Raw genomic sequence first — 14,639 nt, 5'->3', positions numbered from 1 at the left:
GGCCTACATCTCCGGTCCGTCATCGGGGATGGGACTATCCAGCTCGGCTTCCTTGGCGCCCTCGCGCGTGCGGCCATCACGGCCCCGTTCTTCGACCGCTTCGCCCAGCTCACGGGCGGCCTGCGACTGACGCTGGGGCGCAGTCTTTGCCGGTTGCTGGACCGACTTCGGTCCCGCCTCGGGATCGCGGGCATGGGGCTGGGACGGACCACCAGCGATCTGCTGGCTGACAATCATCGAGCGCCCCAAACTCGACACCGGGAGATCGCTGGGACCGATCGGCGGCGGTACCGGGAAGTTCAGTTCTTCTTGGCTCGGGGTGACAGAACGGGCGTGCCTCAAAGCCTCATCGGGCTCGGTGTCCCGGGCCAGTTCGGGCTCGTTCTTGGTTTCGCGGCCGCCCGCCTCATCGCCGTCATCAGCCTGCGGTTCCCGCCTGAATTCGATGGGCTCAACATGCTGGCGCAGAACGTAGCCTTCGGCCACCTTGGGATAGTCCTTGTAGGTAAGCTTGATCCGGGCGGCATCGAAGCCTTCGGGGAACACGAGAAAGCCCCTCAGCGAAGGCAGCTTCATGATGTCATCGGGCAGGACGAGCGGTTGCACTTCCGAACGCGGGGTGATCGTCGCGGCGTCGCGGATGTTGGAATAGCCGTAGCTGTAGGCCTCATCCATCATCCGCACTTCGCGGTGACCGATGTAGTCCGAGCAGTGCTCGGCGGTGTCACGATCGGCGGCAGCCAGAATCAGCTTGGTTCGCGCGAGCGAGGCGAGGTTCTGCGCTCCTTCCTTGCCATAGGTTTCGGCCAGCTTGGCGAAAGAATGGATGCCGAGCACGAAGGCCCCGCCAAAGCCGCGGGCGGTTTGCAAGCCGTCCTCGATCGCGGGCAGGCGGTGCAGCGCATGGACCTCGTCGAAGAAGAACCAGGTGCGCAGGTCCCGGGTGCGCGGCAGGCGCATCAGCGTGTGGACCGCAAGGTTCATCCAGAGCGACAGCAGCGCCCGGTTGAGCACCAGTTCGTTGTGCGAGGAGGTGATGAACAGAATGGCGCCCGGCTTGTCTTCGGCGCGGATCCAATCGGAGATCGAGAACGGTTCCTTGCCTTCGGGCAGGAACCGCAACGCCTGGGCATTGGTGTTGAATACGGCGCGGATGGACTCGGCCATCTTGGCTGCCTCGGGCGCGGTCAGCGGGTCAGCTACGGTATGTTCGAGGAGCTTATGGACTTCCTTGAGGTCGGCCATCATCAGCCGGCTAGCGAGTGCCTGGTTGGTCGCCTCGCCAAGCTTGATGAGCTTGATGCACGTCTCGACGAACAGCGTGCGCGCCGCCAGCATCCAGAAGGGTTCTGCGCCGCCGCCGTCGGCGGGAAGCAGGGCAGCGGCGATCCCGGTGAAGTCGGCGTGATTTTTGGCTTCGGCGAACACCGACCAACTCGGACAGCGCTCATCCATCGGGTTGAGAATGGTGTCGGTTTGGGGGTTGTAGAACGCCTCGACGTAGGCCCCGGTCAGGTCGAACACGACTGCCCGGTCGCGCCGCACGCGCATCTGCGCGATGAGAGCGCGCATCTGGGTCGTCTTGCCGGTTCCGGTCGAGCCGATCATGATGGTATGAGCCTGCTCGGTCCGCCACGGGAACGGCACGTCGGCCATCGAGTAGGCGTGGTGGATGCCCGCAGCCTTGCGCTCGATGAGCGGCATCGCGAGGACATCCTGGAGCGTTCGGCCGGGCAACCTCTGGTCGACTTCCAGCCCGAGCATATCGCGGTTGTGGGCGTTGATGACATCGGCCAGCTGGGCGCCATCAACCAGCATGGCACCGCGCTGGTGTCGCTCTTCGAGGATCGACTTGCCCCGCCGTTTCGAGAAGTCGATGAACCACACCGCGATCGGCACGGCGACGAACAGCGAGATGAACAGCGAACCCCAAATCGCGCGCATCAGCTTGTTCCAGGCGATCACGACATCGGGATGGCTAGCGATCATCGAAACGGGCGCCGGGATCACTTCGCCCGAGGGCAGCGTCAAGTTGAGGATCTTGCGCGGATTGAACTCCATGAAGGTCCACCCCCCGGCGTAGATCCGCATCAGGATCATCTGAACCTCGTGCTCGTGGAGGAGCAGAGCGAGGACGATCGAGAGCGCCAGGAGGAAGGTGAAAAACCACACCAACAGCGGCATCTTCGCCGAGGCGAACCACATCATGAATTCGTGGGTGATGAGCTGCGATCCGCGGGTGAAATCACCGGCGTTGCGCGGCATGCTTCCGCGCGCCGAATGGTGCTGGAGTTTGCCCGGCCGCGCCTGGTCCGACCAGGTGTCAGGACGCGGCACAAACCGCCTCCATCCGCGCCTCGGCTTCGGTGATCAGCGCGGTATGAACGTCGGGGTACTGGCGCTGGACAATGAGGTCGGCAACGAGGAACAGATATTCGGACGAGAACTGCCGGCGCCGGTCCTGTTCCGAGGTTCCCGAAATGGTCCCGAGGAAATGCTCCAGTGCGATTCGCAGCAGGTTGGAACGGGAGACCTGTTTTGCGCTCGCCGCCGCCTGCGCGGCATCGGCCAAGGCTTGCGGAAGCCGGACCGTAATCAGAACTGTTTCTGTCATCGCCAAACCCTTCGAAAAGGACCCGGCGGGGATTGCGCGATGCCTGTTTTAGGCGATCCTCCAAACCTTGGCAAGCAAAGGCATGGCTGAGGGCCCGCGTATTACATTGTAATACCACTAGAATCCCGGATATTCAGGAGGTTCGGACGCCTGCGCCTTACTGTATTACAAAGCGCATCATATCGCATCACCTGTAAACGCACGCATTTCCGCCAGTTCTGGGACGGCACTGCCGTGTACGGTCTGCACCCTTTCCCTTTGATCCTGTAGCTCTGATGGCTCGTGGTTTTGGGGGATCTAAGCCGAATCCGGGCGGGCTTTGCACGGCCTGTCAGCGGCATGCCGGCGCTGCGGCATTGCCCAGGATCGGCAGGGGCAACCGAGGCAGAAAGCGGCAGGGGGCTTGCCAAGCGGGCCGAGATGCCGATCCTCGCGCGCGGGAGGTTTCAGCACCAACCTACGAGGTACAACCATGGCCAGAAAAGGAAGTCTCGAAGCCGAAAGACAGGCAATCGCAAAGGAGCGTCAAGCGCTGGAAGCGCGCGAGGCGAAACTGCGGACAAGCGAGCGGGCGGCAAGCGTCGAGCTGATGCACAAGTCGGTTCTCGGCAAGGCGCCGTTCGAGAGGGTCGAAGCATTCTTCGCCGCTCTCGGAAAGCTCGGTCTGGACGAAGCCGAGAAGCGCCTTCGGGCAAGCTGAAACCGGCCTCGACAGAGGCCAGCGCAGCCGGGGTTCCCAAAGTTGCTGCCTGCCTTGCGCAGGCAGGCGAGGGGGCCCCGGCTGTGCTTTATCTGGACACGCAAAAAAGGGGCCGGAGAGCCCCTTGTCGGTGCCCTCCGGCGCTGCGGTCGATGATCATTTCAAAACGGGCAGTCGGCGTCCCATTCGGGATCCATCACCACGCTCATGAAGCTCGCGGCGCGGGCGATGTTCGCTTCGTCAAAGTCGTCGGCCATCATGCCTGGGACGGAATGGACGATCCGGTCGATCAGGTCCTGAGGCAGGGCGTTGTAGTCGCCCTCGTCGATGGCGAGATAGCAGCCGAACGCGTCCTCAATGACGTGCTGATCGAAGAAGCTGTGCTGGGCCCGGATAGTCGCGGCGCGCACTGCTGCGTCATAGCTGATGGAGTCGAAAGCCGGGATTTCGAGGGTCTTGGTAAGAGCGTTCATGTGAGCCTCCTGTCAAAGGAATTGAAGAGGTCTCCTCCGGGATGGCCGAGCTTGGCCCGGGTCAGGAACGGGCCGCCCGCGGCCCGCCGCGCAGCGGGGGTGGGGGAGCCGATTTTTTCGCCTTCTTCAGGCGTAAAAATTGGGGGAACCGCCCTTCTTGACGCGGGCCAATGGCGGCCATCATGCTTGGAATTCTACGAGAGTGTTTAACCCTGTTGGGCAGCACCCCCGGTGGTCCCAGGCACGGGTCTCGTCCGCCCGGCCGATGCGAAGCCTTCGCGCCCCCGCCAGCAGGCCGTCAGGCCGTTACTGGCTAGGGCAAGAAGCGAGCGAGCCGGGCCATGACAGTGTGCGTCCGGGTCGACACAAAAGAAGGGCATCCGGCGGTGAGGCCGGACACCCTTCTGGTTGATGCAATCAGAGCAGGCCCCGCTCAGAACGGCGGGAGTTCATCGCCATTGACGGTGCCACATGCCGTGCGCTTCATCGCAGGCCGCTCAGCTTGCGCTGCGGGATTGGTCCGCGCCGCCGGAGTGTCGTTCTGGACCGAAGCGTCGCGCACGATGTGGAGGGGAATGCGTGCTTCCCGGAGCCGGTCGGCAAGGTTCGCCTGGATGCCGCCGCCGCTGCACACCACCGCCTCGACAGGCTTGAAGGCGAGCATACGTGCGTTGCGCTGATAGGGTGCCGAAGGTCCCCGCGAGGTATCTGGCTTGCACAGGATCACTGGCACATTGTGGCGCGATGCCCAGGCTGCCGCGATCACGTCCGCGCCCTTGTTCTGTGCGGTCGTGGCCAGCGCCATCGACGGGACCCGGGCATGGATCGCATCGAGATAGTCTTCAACGAGGGCAATGTCGGTGAACTGCTGTCCGCCCGAGAACACCACGACCGGACCCGATGGGGCAAACTGTTCGCGCCGCTGCGCCTTCTGTGCCGCGAGATAGTCGCGTGCTTCGATCATCGAGGCATTGGTCTTGGACGACACCCTGGACCCACGCACCGGCGAGAAGGGCCGCCCGGTTTCGACAAGGTAGATCCGTGCGGCATGGTCACGCATGCACTCCATCGCATCGCGGCATTCGGCAAGGCTGCGGGCCTGCATGGTGAGGTCCTCAAGGTCAGTCGCGTAGACCTCGCTAGGATCGTATTCGCGCAGCTTCTCCTGCAACCGGTTCGCCATGGAATCCTCGCGGTCATCGAGGCGTTTGGCGACGACATGGAAACTGTTGGCCACGCCCCATGCGACTTCACTCGCGAAGTCCTCCATCCGGGTGTCGCGGAACAGGTCGAAGACCGTTGCCAGCATCATCTCGATTGCCGCCTGCGCCACCTCGGGGTCGGGCATTTCGGCAGCGCTCGGCTCATGCTCGATCGAGAGCTTGGCCAGTTCGGTCTGCTCCATGAATGCCCGGGCGTAGTCGGGCGTGGCGATTTCGCGCGCATAGTGTTCGGCAAGGTCGGCGAAGTTCGAGAAACGGTCCGTCATGATAACCTCCAAAAGGAATTGTCTCTCATCACGCTGATGAAAGATGCCCATCGGAAGGACGCCGGAGTCAGGCAGTCAGGGACGGCGGCGCGCACGCGCTGCCGCCGCGTGTCGCGGGCGTGGGGGGAGCCGATTTTTGCTCGCAAGGCGGTAGCCGCAGCAGGCCAAAATCGGGGGGCACCCGCGATCCTTGACGGCCGCCAATCTCCCAGGCGTCATGCTATGGCGATGCTGATTTCGCTCAGCCACCGAGATGAGAGAGAGATTACGGTTTTGCCCCCGAACCCCATTGGGGCGTTCGGGGTTAACCGCAAAACACATTCCAGGAACGAATTAGACGGCTGCTCCCAATACGAACCTTGCTCGTTCACGGCGGAGCATTTCGTATGGGCTCATGCAGGTAATGCCGAGACCGATGCATGCATTTGGGATCTTGATCTTGCGTACCGAAGCCGAAGGCACTTCGTGAGTCACCACGACGCAGTCGTGGGCTTTGGCATGTGCCACCAGCCAATAATCGGCGACTTGCAAGAAAGTCGCGATTGCGGCGGGCTCATAGGCTTGCCCAGTGGCCCAGGCGCTCACCTCTCCCAAGGCAGGGAGAACCGCGTCGTCGGGTGGCAAGAAAAAGCCCTTGCCTCGGGCATGGGCCCAGTTCGCAAGTTCGTCACCGCCGCCTACGAGTTCGTCGCTGACCTTCTCGATGCTTGCGACAATCGCGGCTGCGTTCTGATCTACCAGCCATTCCCAAAAGGCAGGGCAGAAATCGAAGCCATAGTGAAGGTTCTTTGCCTGGATGAAGACGTTCGCGTCGAGCAGGTAACGGGTCAAGCCAGCACCCCTACTTCCTGCCCGATGTGGTTGAAGGTCTCGGTCTTCGCAACACCGAGCATACGAAAGGCATCACGGTAAAGGGTCTGGCCCTCAAGCGTGCTTTCGACCAGGGCGCGGGCGAAACGGCGGCTGACGCGAGACAGGGTCGTACGATAGAAGTCGCCGCCGCCGCCGCTTCGTTCTGCGATCACTCGCAGTCGGGCGCGCTCGGCAGCCCATGCGGCCTCGAAGGCAGCCCGGGTCAGCCAACCGGCATCGAGAAGACGTCTTAAAATGACAAGGCTGCTGACCTTGTAGCGACGCGTGAGACGAGCGACGGCGTCGTCAATTGCTTCATCCGCGACGAGATCGGCTTGTAGCGTTACCAATGGCACGAGTAATTCAGCTGCGACCGCGTTGCACCAGACTTCCTCACGCCGGAAACCCGCGACCGGCGCGGCGCTGGCATTCGATATCGCAGTGGCACCAAGCCAGAGGTGCGCGAGTTCATGGGCAAGCGTGAACATCTGAGCGGACTTGCTGTCCGATCCGTTGATGAACACCAGTGGCGCCTGGGTGTCGGCAAGGGCAAAGCCGCGGAACTCTTCCGGATCGAGCTTGCGGTTATTGTTACTGAGAACGACGCCGCTTACCATCACCAGTACGCCGAGCGCGTCGGCGTGGCCAATGAAGAGTCGCAGAGCCTCCTCCCAGGTCCGGCAGGCAGCACGCGCTTCTAGGTCGAAGCCTAGCGCTTCAGCCATCCGCGCTGCCACAGCGACTGGCTTGTCATTCAGCGAGGCACTGCCGACAAACGCGAGTTCGGGCAGCCGCACGGCCCGGGCATAGTCCTTGAACCATCCCTGGCGCTCCTGGCAGGCATAGACCATGTCGAGGAGGTTGGGACTGGGGCGGTGAATGGCGCGGCCATCGACCGTCCGAAAATCTGGGATCGGCAATTGCTCATGAGGCGGAGCAGGAAGAAACAGATAGCCAACCGGCACATGGACAGCATCGGCGAAGGCTTGCAACTGCTTGATCGTGGGCTGCGCGTCTCCGGCCTCCCACAGGGCAAGTTTGGGGAAGCGGTGGTCCAGATCTTCCGGGCTCTTGCCTGCACGCTCGCGCGCCCAGGTCAGAAGCTCAGGATGGATGGCCGCCCGCGTCATGGGTACTTAGTAGTCTTGCATTGGACTCTGCGGCAAGACCGCATGGAATTGCCTGGCATCACCTGATCACCGACACTGCGACACCGGCCGCGTCCGCGACGGTGCGCCACTGGTTGTCGGCAGTGAGCGCCGGAAGACCGTCCCGGCGCGCGAGCGCCAGGCAGAAACGGTCGCCGAGCGACAGGCCGGCCTCGGCCGTCGCGGCGCGCAGGCGCCCGGCGATGGTGGCGAGCGCCTGGTCTGCCTCGACGATCGCCATCGGCAGGGGCCGCAGCATGGCGTCGACCTGGTCGGCGGGCATGCCAGCATGGATGAAGTGGCTGACGACCTCGGCGTAGTTGACGCTCGACATGCGCGAGGCGCCGATCGCATCGGCGACCTTGCCCGCGCCGGGCTCGTCCCGGAGCAGGGCAAGCAGCGCGGAGGCGTCGAGTACGACTTCGCTCATTCGCCCGATTCCTCACGGCGGCGGGCAAGAAAGGCATCGACCGATGCGGCAGCGTTGCCTTCGGTGTATTTCTTCGCCAGCGCCTGGGCGTGGGCGATCGACTGCGCAACCGTGCGCAGGATCACGCCGTCCTCGGTTTCCTCGACCAGCAGCGCGCCGCCGCCGGCCAGGCCGAGCCGCTTGCGGATCTCGGCCGGCAGGCTCATCCGGCCATTGGGCGTGATCGTCACTTGTACCGTCATGGCACTGCTCCTGATGCGGCGAACGCGTCGCGAAGCGCGCGCGTGAGCCAATTCAGGGGCCATATGCCACAAAATTGCAAACGTGTCACGAACGGCACATCGTGGCACGATCGCTCAGCTTGATAATAAAGCTTATGTTAAATAATATCAATGTCTTAGATGGATTTAGGACCGTCCTGCCACGACGATTGATCGCGCGGCAAGCGCTGCTCGTCATCGATCACTTCGAGGTGATGCGGCGCTTCGCGGCCCCACGACCACAGCACAAGGTTGCGATCGTCGGGTGTCGCACGCGAGGCAAAGCTCGGGACGATGACGCCCGCGCAACCCGCCTCGATCAGCCGGTCGGCAAGCTCCCAGGTCGGAACCGGCTTGCGATCAGCGGCAAGCCGCTCCCACGCGCAGCTCAGTTGCGTGAGGGTGACGTCGGCTCGCTCGCGTACCGCGAGATCGGTGAGGTCGAGCACATCGGCAATCTCGGCGCGGTAGCTGCAGATGGTCAGCGGCTGCGCCTTGAAGGCGAAGCCCTGCTGGGCTTCAAGCCAGGCCGTCTCGAGGCTCAGCGCCGCGTAGAAGCAGGCCGTGCCAATGCGGTTGAACCGTCCGCCATGGAGCTTTGCACCTTCGCCGGATACAGGATCGTAGGCCCAGGCCGGATGATGCGCGCGGTAGACGAGGCCGTCGAACCGGCTGAAGGAAAGCGCCACCTTGAGATTGCCGCCGATCAGGCAAACCCACCGGCGGCGATCCGGCCGAGATAGGCCCGGACCTTCTCGCCGAGGCCCTGGCGGACGAGTTCTTCGGCCGTGGCGTCACCGAACGAAGGCAGCGGCTGCGAGCGGTACCAGGCATAGGCAGCCAGTTCGCTACCCGCCCAGGGGATGACACGGTTGATGATTTCGCTCACCTCACGCAACCGCGCCTGGGTGACCACGCTCTGGCTGCGGGCAGCCTTGGACACCGCATCGCGCGACAATCCGGCCGCCAGCGCCAGTTCCGACTTGGTGATGTGCAAGGCCGCCGACAGGCGGTCGGGCGAGACGCCTTTCTCGCCGGTGACTTCGCTCAGGAATGCCGCGCTTGCCATGTGCCTCACCATTTGCCGATTTATGAGGCAGTATATGCGGCGGAAGGCGCAAAATGTCAAGTTCGGCCCACGGGCCGCCGCTCAGACCTAGCCGAAGGCGACGCCGAGCTTCTTGCGCTTTGCCGGGGCCGCGGCGGCCTTGGGCTGCGCCTTGGGTGCTGCCCCGGCCGCAGCTTCCGATGCAACTTTGGCCACAGCCTTCGGGCTCTGGCCGGGTTTGCGGCCCAGGCCGATCCTGACCGCGAGCTCCTTGCGTTTGGCGGCATAGTCGGGCGCGACCATCGGGTAATCGGCAGGCAGGCTCCAGCGCGCCCGGTATTCGGCGGGCGTCAGGCCGTGCTCGGTGCCGAGGTGGCGCTTGAGCATCTTCATTTTCTCGCCGCATTCAAGGCAGGTAACCGCGTCGGGCTTGACCGAGGAACGCACCGAAACGGCAGGCTTCAACTCTTCCGGGGCCGGTTCCGGCGCCTGTCCAAGCGCGGCAAGCGAAGCGTAGACCGCCTGGATCAGGCCCGGCAGGTCCGCGGCAGCCACCGAATTGTTGCTGACATGGGCAGAGACGATGTCGGCGACATGATCCAGCAGTGCTTCGTTTTCCATGCGGGCGAGACCTTTCCAATTCCCGGATCAGGGGCTCCTAGGCGATCGGTCGCCACCACGCCAGAGGGGCCGCGCAGCCGCGCGCCTGGCGCGGCTTGAGGGCTCGATGGTCCGGTTCAGGCCGCGAAGAGGTCGCCCTGCGGATTTGAGGACGCCGCACCTAGTCGCCTTATCGGCGCGGGCCTGCGCAGCAGCGCAAGCACACCGGGCTTGACCACATAGACCGCATGGCGCCCGCCGCCGCGGTTCTTGTGGTTGGTGGCGTAGCCCGCATAGTGCCGGGTCATCAGCCCAGCGCGGACCAGATCGGAGATCGCGCGGCTGACATTGGCGCGGCCCACGGCCTGGACCTGCTCCTCGACCGCGACCTCGATCCGCGCCGCGTCGAACTCCGGCTTCCCGGTAAGGTCGGCCTTCAGCCCCTCGGCAACGCGTGCGCGCAACGCCGCGCGGCGGGCAGGCTGCGCGCTCATGGGGAGAAGCTGGGAGCAGAGCCATTCGCGCAGGAGCACCGGGACGCCGCCTTGCGCGACGAACGGCCCGGCCTGCCCTCGGCCGTCGGCAATCTCGGCGACAAGCTGGAGGACAAGGAAGGCGTAGCGCGGGCGGTTCGAGGCTTCGACCAGGACCGCATAGATCCCGCCGACACCAGTGATTTCTTGGGCTCGTTCCATTGAGCAGTATTGAGCACAAAAGGTGAATCCTGTGAATCCCCCTTGTACTCCGCCATGTCGTTTGTCGCCCGTGACACTTCACCCAGCGGCGCTGCCGGACATGCGCGGCCAGTCGCGTCAAAGCCGATCTCTCGGCCATTCGGATCCTCAAGCTGGCCCGATCGCCGGATCGCCCTCAGCACTGGTCACGCGGGCGATGCAAAATGACACTCCACGCGAGGGCAAAGTGTCACAGATGCCATGCCTGGAAGGGTGCAAGCCCGACCCGGCAGGCAAAAAAATGGGGCCAGCGTGAGCCAGCCCCTTGGAAAGTTTTGGGAGAGGATGCCTGAAAGGCACCCTTCATATGGGTCGGGCGCCTTCATGCTGCAAGTGCGAAATAGACGCCGCGCGTTGCCTTTTTCGCAACCGCTGTTTCGCCCTTCGCAGCAACTACATGAGTGCTCGGGGGACTGGCCTTGGCCCAATGGGAGGCGGCGCTGCCGCCTCCCGGGCTCGGGTCTAGAGGAAGAGGACTTCCTCGGCGACGATCTCGACCGCGTAGCGTTCGACGCCCTCGCGGTCGGTCCACTTCGAGTAGTGGAGGCGGCCCTGCACCTCGACCAGGTCGCCCTTCTTCTTGTGCTTGGCGACCGAAGTGCCGAGGCCATTGAAGGCAGTGACGCGGTGGAATTCAGCGAGGGTTTCGGTGTAGCCGGCCTCGTTCTTGACCGTCTTGCCGTCGACCAGCTTGGGGCGATCGGTGACGAGGGTGAACGAAGTGATCGCGGTCTCGCCAGCGTGGCGGGTTTCAGGAGCGGCGGCGATGCGGCCGATCAGGATGACGAGGTTCTTCATGGGGTTATCTCCGTGGCTTGAACTCGGCGGAACCGCCCGCCGATGAACAGGTCAGGCGGCGCCGATAGGCCCGGGCCCGCACCGCGCGCATGCGCGGGAAACCCAAAAGCGAGGAGTGGTGCGGCAAGCCCGCAAGGGCTTCACGGTCCGCTGCTTTTGGGTTGCGGCCAGGGACTGGCGCCGCATCGGTTCATCGGCAAACGAAGGGCGGTTTCGTCAGGTCAAGCCTGCGGATCCCCGCAAAGCTCAGACCCGTCAGCCTCGGTCCTTTCGGCAGGACCTGCTCCTACCCGCCAGCGCCCGCGCCAGCGAGCGTTGTCTCCCTCGCCCCGCACCATGCCGGTTAGAGACGCCTGGGGTCACACGAGGCCGCACCTAGCCCCTCCCCGTCCCGCGTCACGCGCTACGGTCTGGCGACCCGTCCATTGCAAAAGGTGGCGCCCGCAGGCGGGTAAGGCTCGCCCCCTCGATAGGGATGCCTAGCGCCAGGGCCGCGCGAGGCCTTGCGCGACCAGATAGTCGCCGGCGTCGACGCCGTTCACCGAGACCGTGGCGAGCGTCCGCCCATAGGGGTCGGTGCCAAGCCGCGTGATCATGACCTGCCCGCGCGACAGCAGCCGCGTCAGGGCAGCGCGCGAGGCTTCGCCCGCGGCAAAGTCACACCATGCGTAAGAGCGCCGTCGGTCCTGGCACTTGGGGCTGTCCGGCAATTCGGGCGCATCGATGCTGGCAATGCGGACCCGCTCTCGGCCGCAGCGGATCGTGTCGCCATCGTGGACGGAAGGAGCGAGGCAAAGCGCGGCGGCAGCAAGGAGGATCGGCATGAGGCGGAACCTAGCGCCCTCGCCCGCCTGCGCCAACCAGCCTTGCCACATCTCCCCCCTGGCCCCGATCGTCACCCGAAGGGCCGGCATTCATGCCGGCGAGCTTGGGTGGGCGGCGGTGCGACAGCGCCGACGCTCCGCCCTAGCAAGTAGAGCGGGTCGCCGCGGTGCCCGCGTGGGGCGCGGGTGTCGGGGTGCCCCCTTCCCTCCTCACCTCGCCACATCCCGGCAAAACCGTTATTAATGCGCTCCAATGCGACCTGTCCGGCCCAACTGCCGCAGGCAGAGCCGCCGAAGGGAAAGGATTCCGGCCCATGCCTGAACCACGGATGATGCCAAGCGCCCTGCAGGTGGCGCGCGCGATGGCGCAGGTCCTGCGCACGAAGCTAGGCGTGTTGGATACTGAAGAGATCAGGCTCACCCGCGAGGAAGCCGCGCTGTGCCTCGGGCTTGCCGAAGGCGTGACCGAGACCCTGGAACGGGACGCACAGCAGGACCGGTGATCCGCCCCCGGGGTTCGGATCCTACCGGACGTTGAGCCCCAGTTCGCCGAGCAATTGCCCAGCCTGCTCGCGCGAGATCGTCGCTCCGCGAAACAGCCCGGCATCGACCAGGCGCAGCCCGCCAAGGTCGGCGCCGCGCAGGTCCGAGCCCTCGAAGCGCGATCCGGCGACCATCGCCTCGCGCAGCGAGCAGTCCTCGAACACCGTCATGCGGAAATCGCCCTTGCGCACATCGGCACCGGACAGGTCGACCCGGCGCAGGGCTTCCTTGCGGAACGAGAAACCGGGCAGCTTTGCCGAGACCAGCAGCACTTCCTCGAAGTGGATGTGCATGGCGCGCGCCTCGGTGAAATCGGCGCCGGTGAGCTTGGAGCCGGTGAAGCGGGTCGAGGTCAGGCTCGCGCGGCGCATCGCGCAATTGTTCCAGTCACCGCCGATGAACTCGGCTTCGCTGAGGTTGGCACCCGAGAAGTTGGCGAACGGTCCCCGGCAGCCCTGCCAGACCGTGCCTTCGAGCTTTGCCCCTGCAAGATCGCTGCGCCGCAGGTTGCAGCGTTCGAAGCGCCAGCGGGTGAGGTCGAGGCCGGAGAGGTCCGCCTCCTCGAGGTCGCAGTCGATGAGTGTGCGCGCCGCCCCGCCGATCAGGCGCTCGATGTCGCTGCGCGCCAGGGTGGCGCCCGCGATGGGCTGCGAAGCGAAAAGGTTATCCATCACAGGACCGGTAGCGCGGCATATGCCGCCACGCCAGCAAACCGCCGGCGGCCTCCACGGTTGTGCAGCGGCAGGCTCGAGGCGCCCGCTCGGCGGGCTTGCGGCGACCGAGCGGCTATCATAGTCTGAGCCCAGCGTGCCCATCCGGGGCCGCGAAAACCTGAAGGAGATGCGCGAGAGGTCGAACGGGCAGCGTCGATCGCGAGAAATTGGAGAGACCCAATGATCCAGCGATACCGTGTGCTCGGCCGCAGCGTGGCCGAAGGCGATGAACTTCAGCTCATCTTGCGCGACGCCTACGAGCGCAAAAGCCCGGTCCATTGCGAATGCCGCAAGGGAACCGAGCTCCCCCTCTACATCTCGCACCGGCAGAACCGCTACGTGCTCGCGCGCTGGCCGGGCTCGGGCGCGCGTCATGCGACCGCCTGCGATCACTACGAAGCGCCAGACTATCTCACCGGCATGGGCCAGGTCCGTGGGTCAGCCGTGCTCGACGATGAGGCGAGCGGCGAGACCAGCCTCAAACTCGGCTTCCCGCTGTCGCGCGGGGCCGCCCGGCTCGCCCCCGCGGCACTCACCAACGACAAGCCGACGGTGAAGTCCTCGGGCCAGAAGCTGTCGATGCGGGGGCTGCTGCACGTCCTCTGGGATCGGGCCGAACTCACACACTGGCATCCGAAGATGGCGGGCAAGCGGACATGGTTCGTCGTGCGCCGCGCGTTGCTCGAGGCAGCGGCAAGCTGCCGGGCCAAGCAGGAAGCCCTGCCCCACGTGCTGTTCGTGCCCGAGAGCTTCAAGATCGAAGAGAAGGAAGAGATCCGGGCCCGCCGCCGCGCGGCCCTCGCCCGGGTCTATGCCTCGCAGGGCGATATGATGGTGGTCGTGGGCGAGATCAAGGAGATCGTGACCGCGCACGGCGCAGAAAGAATCGTCCTGCGCCATGTCGGCGACATGCCCTTTGTGATGGACCAGGACATGGCGCGGCGCTTCCACAAGCGGTTCGCGGGCGAACTTGCGCTGTGGCAAGCGCAGGATGGGCCGAACGGCAAAAGCGGCCATCTGGTTCTCGCCGGCTCGTTCGCGCGGCGGCGAGAGGGCACTTTCGACCTCATTGAGGTCGCGCTGATGCCGGTAACGGGAGAATGGCTCCCCTACGAAACCAGCGACGAGCGCTATCTTGTCGGCAAGGCGGTGGCGGAGAAGCGGCGGTTCGTGAAGGGCCTGCGCGTCAATCTCGACACCGACACGCCGATCGCCAGTCTGGTACTCAAGGACACCGGCGAGGAAGCGAGTGCCATCCACATCCATGACCGCGACAACGAGGTGGCCGAACCCTTGGAAGCGCTGCTCGCCGGGCAAGGCGTCGCACACTTGCTGTGGAAGGAAGGCGAGCCGCTCCCGGCCCGCGTCAGCCGGCCGCCGCGGCGAACTTGGGATGGTCAGCAGGCCGCCTGA

The 14,639-nt window shown here is 64.8% G+C and carries 18 protein-coding genes; 3 read left to right on the top strand and 15 right to left on the bottom strand.

All coding sequences use genetic code 11. The annotated features are described in order from the left end of the window. Nucleotides 1-3: 3 nt before the first annotated feature. Nucleotides 4-2,337 (bottom strand): type IV secretion system DNA-binding domain-containing protein, encoded by a 2,334-nt coding sequence (locus EBBID32_RS01425; protein ID WP_006949438.1) that lies wholly within the window; start codon nucleotides 2,335-2,337, stop codon nucleotides 4-6. Next, nucleotides 2,324-2,572 carry a hypothetical protein gene (locus EBBID32_RS01420; protein ID WP_006949435.1) on the bottom strand — a complete coding sequence of 83 codons (249 nt, stop codon included), beginning with the start codon at nucleotides 2,570-2,572 and terminating at the stop codon, nucleotides 2,324-2,326. The genes EBBID32_RS01425 and EBBID32_RS01420 overlap by 14 nt, the downstream gene beginning before the upstream one ends. Nucleotides 2,573-3,086: 514 nt before the next feature. Here EBBID32_RS01420 and EBBID32_RS01415 point away from each other — a divergent pair. Further along, the gene (locus EBBID32_RS01415; RefSeq protein WP_006949427.1) at nucleotides 3,087-3,314 is read left to right on the top strand and encodes a hypothetical protein; all 228 of its coding nucleotides are present in this window, start codon (nucleotides 3,087-3,089) and stop codon (nucleotides 3,312-3,314) included. A 161-nt stretch (nucleotides 3,315-3,475) separates the two neighbouring features. Here EBBID32_RS01415 and EBBID32_RS01410 read toward each other — a convergent pair whose 3' ends face one another. The 12 genes from EBBID32_RS01410 to EBBID32_RS01355 all read right to left on the bottom strand — a co-directional run bounded on the left by EBBID32_RS01410 (nucleotide 3,476) and on the right by EBBID32_RS01355 (nucleotide 11,970). Next, nucleotides 3,476-3,787 (bottom strand): hypothetical protein, encoded by a 312-nt coding sequence (locus EBBID32_RS01410; protein ID WP_006949425.1) that lies wholly within the window; start codon nucleotides 3,785-3,787, stop codon nucleotides 3,476-3,478. Between the two features lie 433 nt (nucleotides 3,788-4,220). Further along, complete coding sequence (locus EBBID32_RS01405) at nucleotides 4,221-5,276, bottom strand: DUF2493 domain-containing protein (protein ID WP_020997449.1); 1,056 nt, start codon at nucleotides 5,274-5,276, stop codon at nucleotides 4,221-4,223. Between the two features lie 333 nt (nucleotides 5,277-5,609). Then, entirely contained in the window at nucleotides 5,610-6,107 is a 498-nt protein-coding gene (locus EBBID32_RS01400) for a DUF4411 family protein (RefSeq protein ID WP_006949422.1), read from the bottom strand. Continuing rightward, the gene (locus EBBID32_RS01395) at nucleotides 6,104-7,258 is read right to left on the bottom strand and encodes an ImmA/IrrE family metallo-endopeptidase (protein ID WP_006949418.1); all 1,155 of its coding nucleotides are present in this window, start codon (nucleotides 7,256-7,258) and stop codon (nucleotides 6,104-6,106) included. The genes EBBID32_RS01400 and EBBID32_RS01395 overlap by 4 nt, the downstream gene beginning before the upstream one ends. Nucleotides 7,259-7,316: 58 nt before the next feature. Continuing rightward, nucleotides 7,317-7,706 (bottom strand): PIN domain-containing protein, encoded by a 390-nt coding sequence (locus tag EBBID32_RS01390; protein WP_006949416.1) that lies wholly within the window; start codon nucleotides 7,704-7,706, stop codon nucleotides 7,317-7,319. Further along, entirely contained in the window at nucleotides 7,703-7,948 is a 246-nt protein-coding gene (locus EBBID32_RS01385; RefSeq protein ID WP_006949414.1) for an AbrB/MazE/SpoVT family DNA-binding domain-containing protein, read from the bottom strand. The genes EBBID32_RS01390 and EBBID32_RS01385 overlap by 4 nt, the downstream gene beginning before the upstream one ends. Before the next feature lie 155 nt (nucleotides 7,949-8,103). Further along, nucleotides 8,104-8,655 carry an RES family NAD+ phosphorylase gene (locus EBBID32_RS01380; protein WP_006949412.1) on the bottom strand — a complete coding sequence of 184 codons (552 nt, stop codon included), beginning with the start codon at nucleotides 8,653-8,655 and terminating at the stop codon, nucleotides 8,104-8,106. A 17-nt stretch (nucleotides 8,656-8,672) separates the two neighbouring features. Next, nucleotides 8,673-9,035, bottom strand: coding sequence for an antitoxin Xre/MbcA/ParS toxin-binding domain-containing protein (locus EBBID32_RS01375; RefSeq protein WP_006949410.1), 363 nt, complete (start codon nucleotides 9,033-9,035; stop codon nucleotides 8,673-8,675). An 87-nt stretch (nucleotides 9,036-9,122) separates the two neighbouring features. Next, entirely contained in the window at nucleotides 9,123-9,635 is a 513-nt protein-coding gene (locus EBBID32_RS01370) for a MucR family transcriptional regulator (protein WP_006949408.1), read from the bottom strand. 116 nt (nucleotides 9,636-9,751) lie between these two features. Next, on the bottom strand, nucleotides 9,752-10,309 hold the full coding sequence (locus tag EBBID32_RS01365; protein WP_006949406.1) for a hypothetical protein: 558 nt from the start codon (nucleotides 10,307-10,309) through the stop codon (nucleotides 9,752-9,754). Nucleotides 10,310-10,810: 501 nt separating this feature from the next. Then, on the bottom strand, nucleotides 10,811-11,146 hold the full coding sequence (locus EBBID32_RS01360) for a single-stranded DNA-binding protein (RefSeq protein WP_006949404.1): 336 nt from the start codon (nucleotides 11,144-11,146) through the stop codon (nucleotides 10,811-10,813). A 479-nt stretch (nucleotides 11,147-11,625) separates the two neighbouring features. Beyond that, nucleotides 11,626-11,970, bottom strand: coding sequence for a thermonuclease family protein (locus EBBID32_RS01355; protein WP_006949401.1), 345 nt, complete (start codon nucleotides 11,968-11,970; stop codon nucleotides 11,626-11,628). 314 nt (nucleotides 11,971-12,284) lie between these two features. Between EBBID32_RS01355 and EBBID32_RS01350 the strand changes: the two genes are divergently transcribed. Beyond that, complete coding sequence (locus EBBID32_RS01350; protein ID WP_006949400.1) at nucleotides 12,285-12,473, top strand: hypothetical protein; 189 nt, start codon at nucleotides 12,285-12,287, stop codon at nucleotides 12,471-12,473. Nucleotides 12,474-12,494: 21 nt separating this feature from the next. Here the strand turns inward: EBBID32_RS01350 and EBBID32_RS01345 are convergent, their stop codons facing one another. Then, nucleotides 12,495-13,184, bottom strand: coding sequence for a pentapeptide repeat-containing protein (locus EBBID32_RS01345; RefSeq protein WP_006949398.1), 690 nt, complete (start codon nucleotides 13,182-13,184; stop codon nucleotides 12,495-12,497). Nucleotides 13,185-13,406: 222 nt separating this feature from the next. On the opposite strand from EBBID32_RS01345, the gene EBBID32_RS01340 reads away from it, so the two are divergent. Further along, nucleotides 13,407-14,639, top strand: a complete 1,233-nt coding sequence (locus EBBID32_RS01340; protein ID WP_006949392.1) for a DUF1173 domain-containing protein — start codon at nucleotides 13,407-13,409, stop codon at nucleotides 14,637-14,639.

The sequence above is a fragment of the Sphingobium indicum BiD32 genome (assembly GCF_000382885.1).
Taxonomy (GTDB): Bacteria; Pseudomonadota; Alphaproteobacteria; order Sphingomonadales; family Sphingomonadaceae; genus Sphingobium; species Sphingobium japonicum_C.
This window is presented reverse-complemented; position numbering and strand designations above follow the sequence as displayed.

Bases quoted from the DNA above. Each gene is read 5' to 3' on its own strand.
- EBBID32_RS01415 (WP_006949427.1), top strand. From the start codon at position 3,087: ATGGCCAGAAAAGGAAGTCTCGAAGCCGAAAGACAGGCAATCGCAAAG.
- EBBID32_RS01410 (WP_006949425.1), bottom strand. From the start codon at position 3,787: ATGAACGCTCTTACCAAGACCCTCGAAATCCCGGCTTTCGACTCCATC.
- EBBID32_RS01405 (WP_020997449.1), bottom strand. From the start codon at position 5,276: ATGACGGACCGTTTCTCGAACTTCGCCGACCTTGCCGAACACTATGCG.
- EBBID32_RS01395 (WP_006949418.1), bottom strand. From the start codon at position 7,258: ATGACGCGGGCGGCCATCCATCCTGAGCTTCTGACCTGGGCGCGCGAG.
- EBBID32_RS01390 (WP_006949416.1), bottom strand. From the start codon at position 7,706: ATGAGCGAAGTCGTACTCGACGCCTCCGCGCTGCTTGCCCTGCTCCGG.
- EBBID32_RS01385 (WP_006949414.1), bottom strand. From the start codon at position 7,948: ATGACGGTACAAGTGACGATCACGCCCAATGGCCGGATGAGCCTGCCG.
- EBBID32_RS01375 (WP_006949410.1), bottom strand. From the start codon at position 9,035: ATGGCAAGCGCGGCATTCCTGAGCGAAGTCACCGGCGAGAAAGGCGTC.
- EBBID32_RS01370 (WP_006949408.1), bottom strand. From the start codon at position 9,635: ATGGAAAACGAAGCACTGCTGGATCATGTCGCCGACATCGTCTCTGCC.
- EBBID32_RS01365 (WP_006949406.1), bottom strand. From the start codon at position 10,309: ATGGAACGAGCCCAAGAAATCACTGGTGTCGGCGGGATCTATGCGGTC.
- EBBID32_RS01360 (WP_006949404.1), bottom strand. From the start codon at position 11,146: ATGAAGAACCTCGTCATCCTGATCGGCCGCATCGCCGCCGCTCCTGAA.
- EBBID32_RS01355 (WP_006949401.1), bottom strand. From the start codon at position 11,970: ATGCCGATCCTCCTTGCTGCCGCCGCGCTTTGCCTCGCTCCTTCCGTC.
- EBBID32_RS01350 (WP_006949400.1), top strand. From the start codon at position 12,285: ATGCCTGAACCACGGATGATGCCAAGCGCCCTGCAGGTGGCGCGCGCG.
- EBBID32_RS01345 (WP_006949398.1), bottom strand. From the start codon at position 13,184: ATGGATAACCTTTTCGCTTCGCAGCCCATCGCGGGCGCCACCCTGGCG.
- EBBID32_RS01340 (WP_006949392.1), top strand. From the start codon at position 13,407: ATGATCCAGCGATACCGTGTGCTCGGCCGCAGCGTGGCCGAAGGCGAT.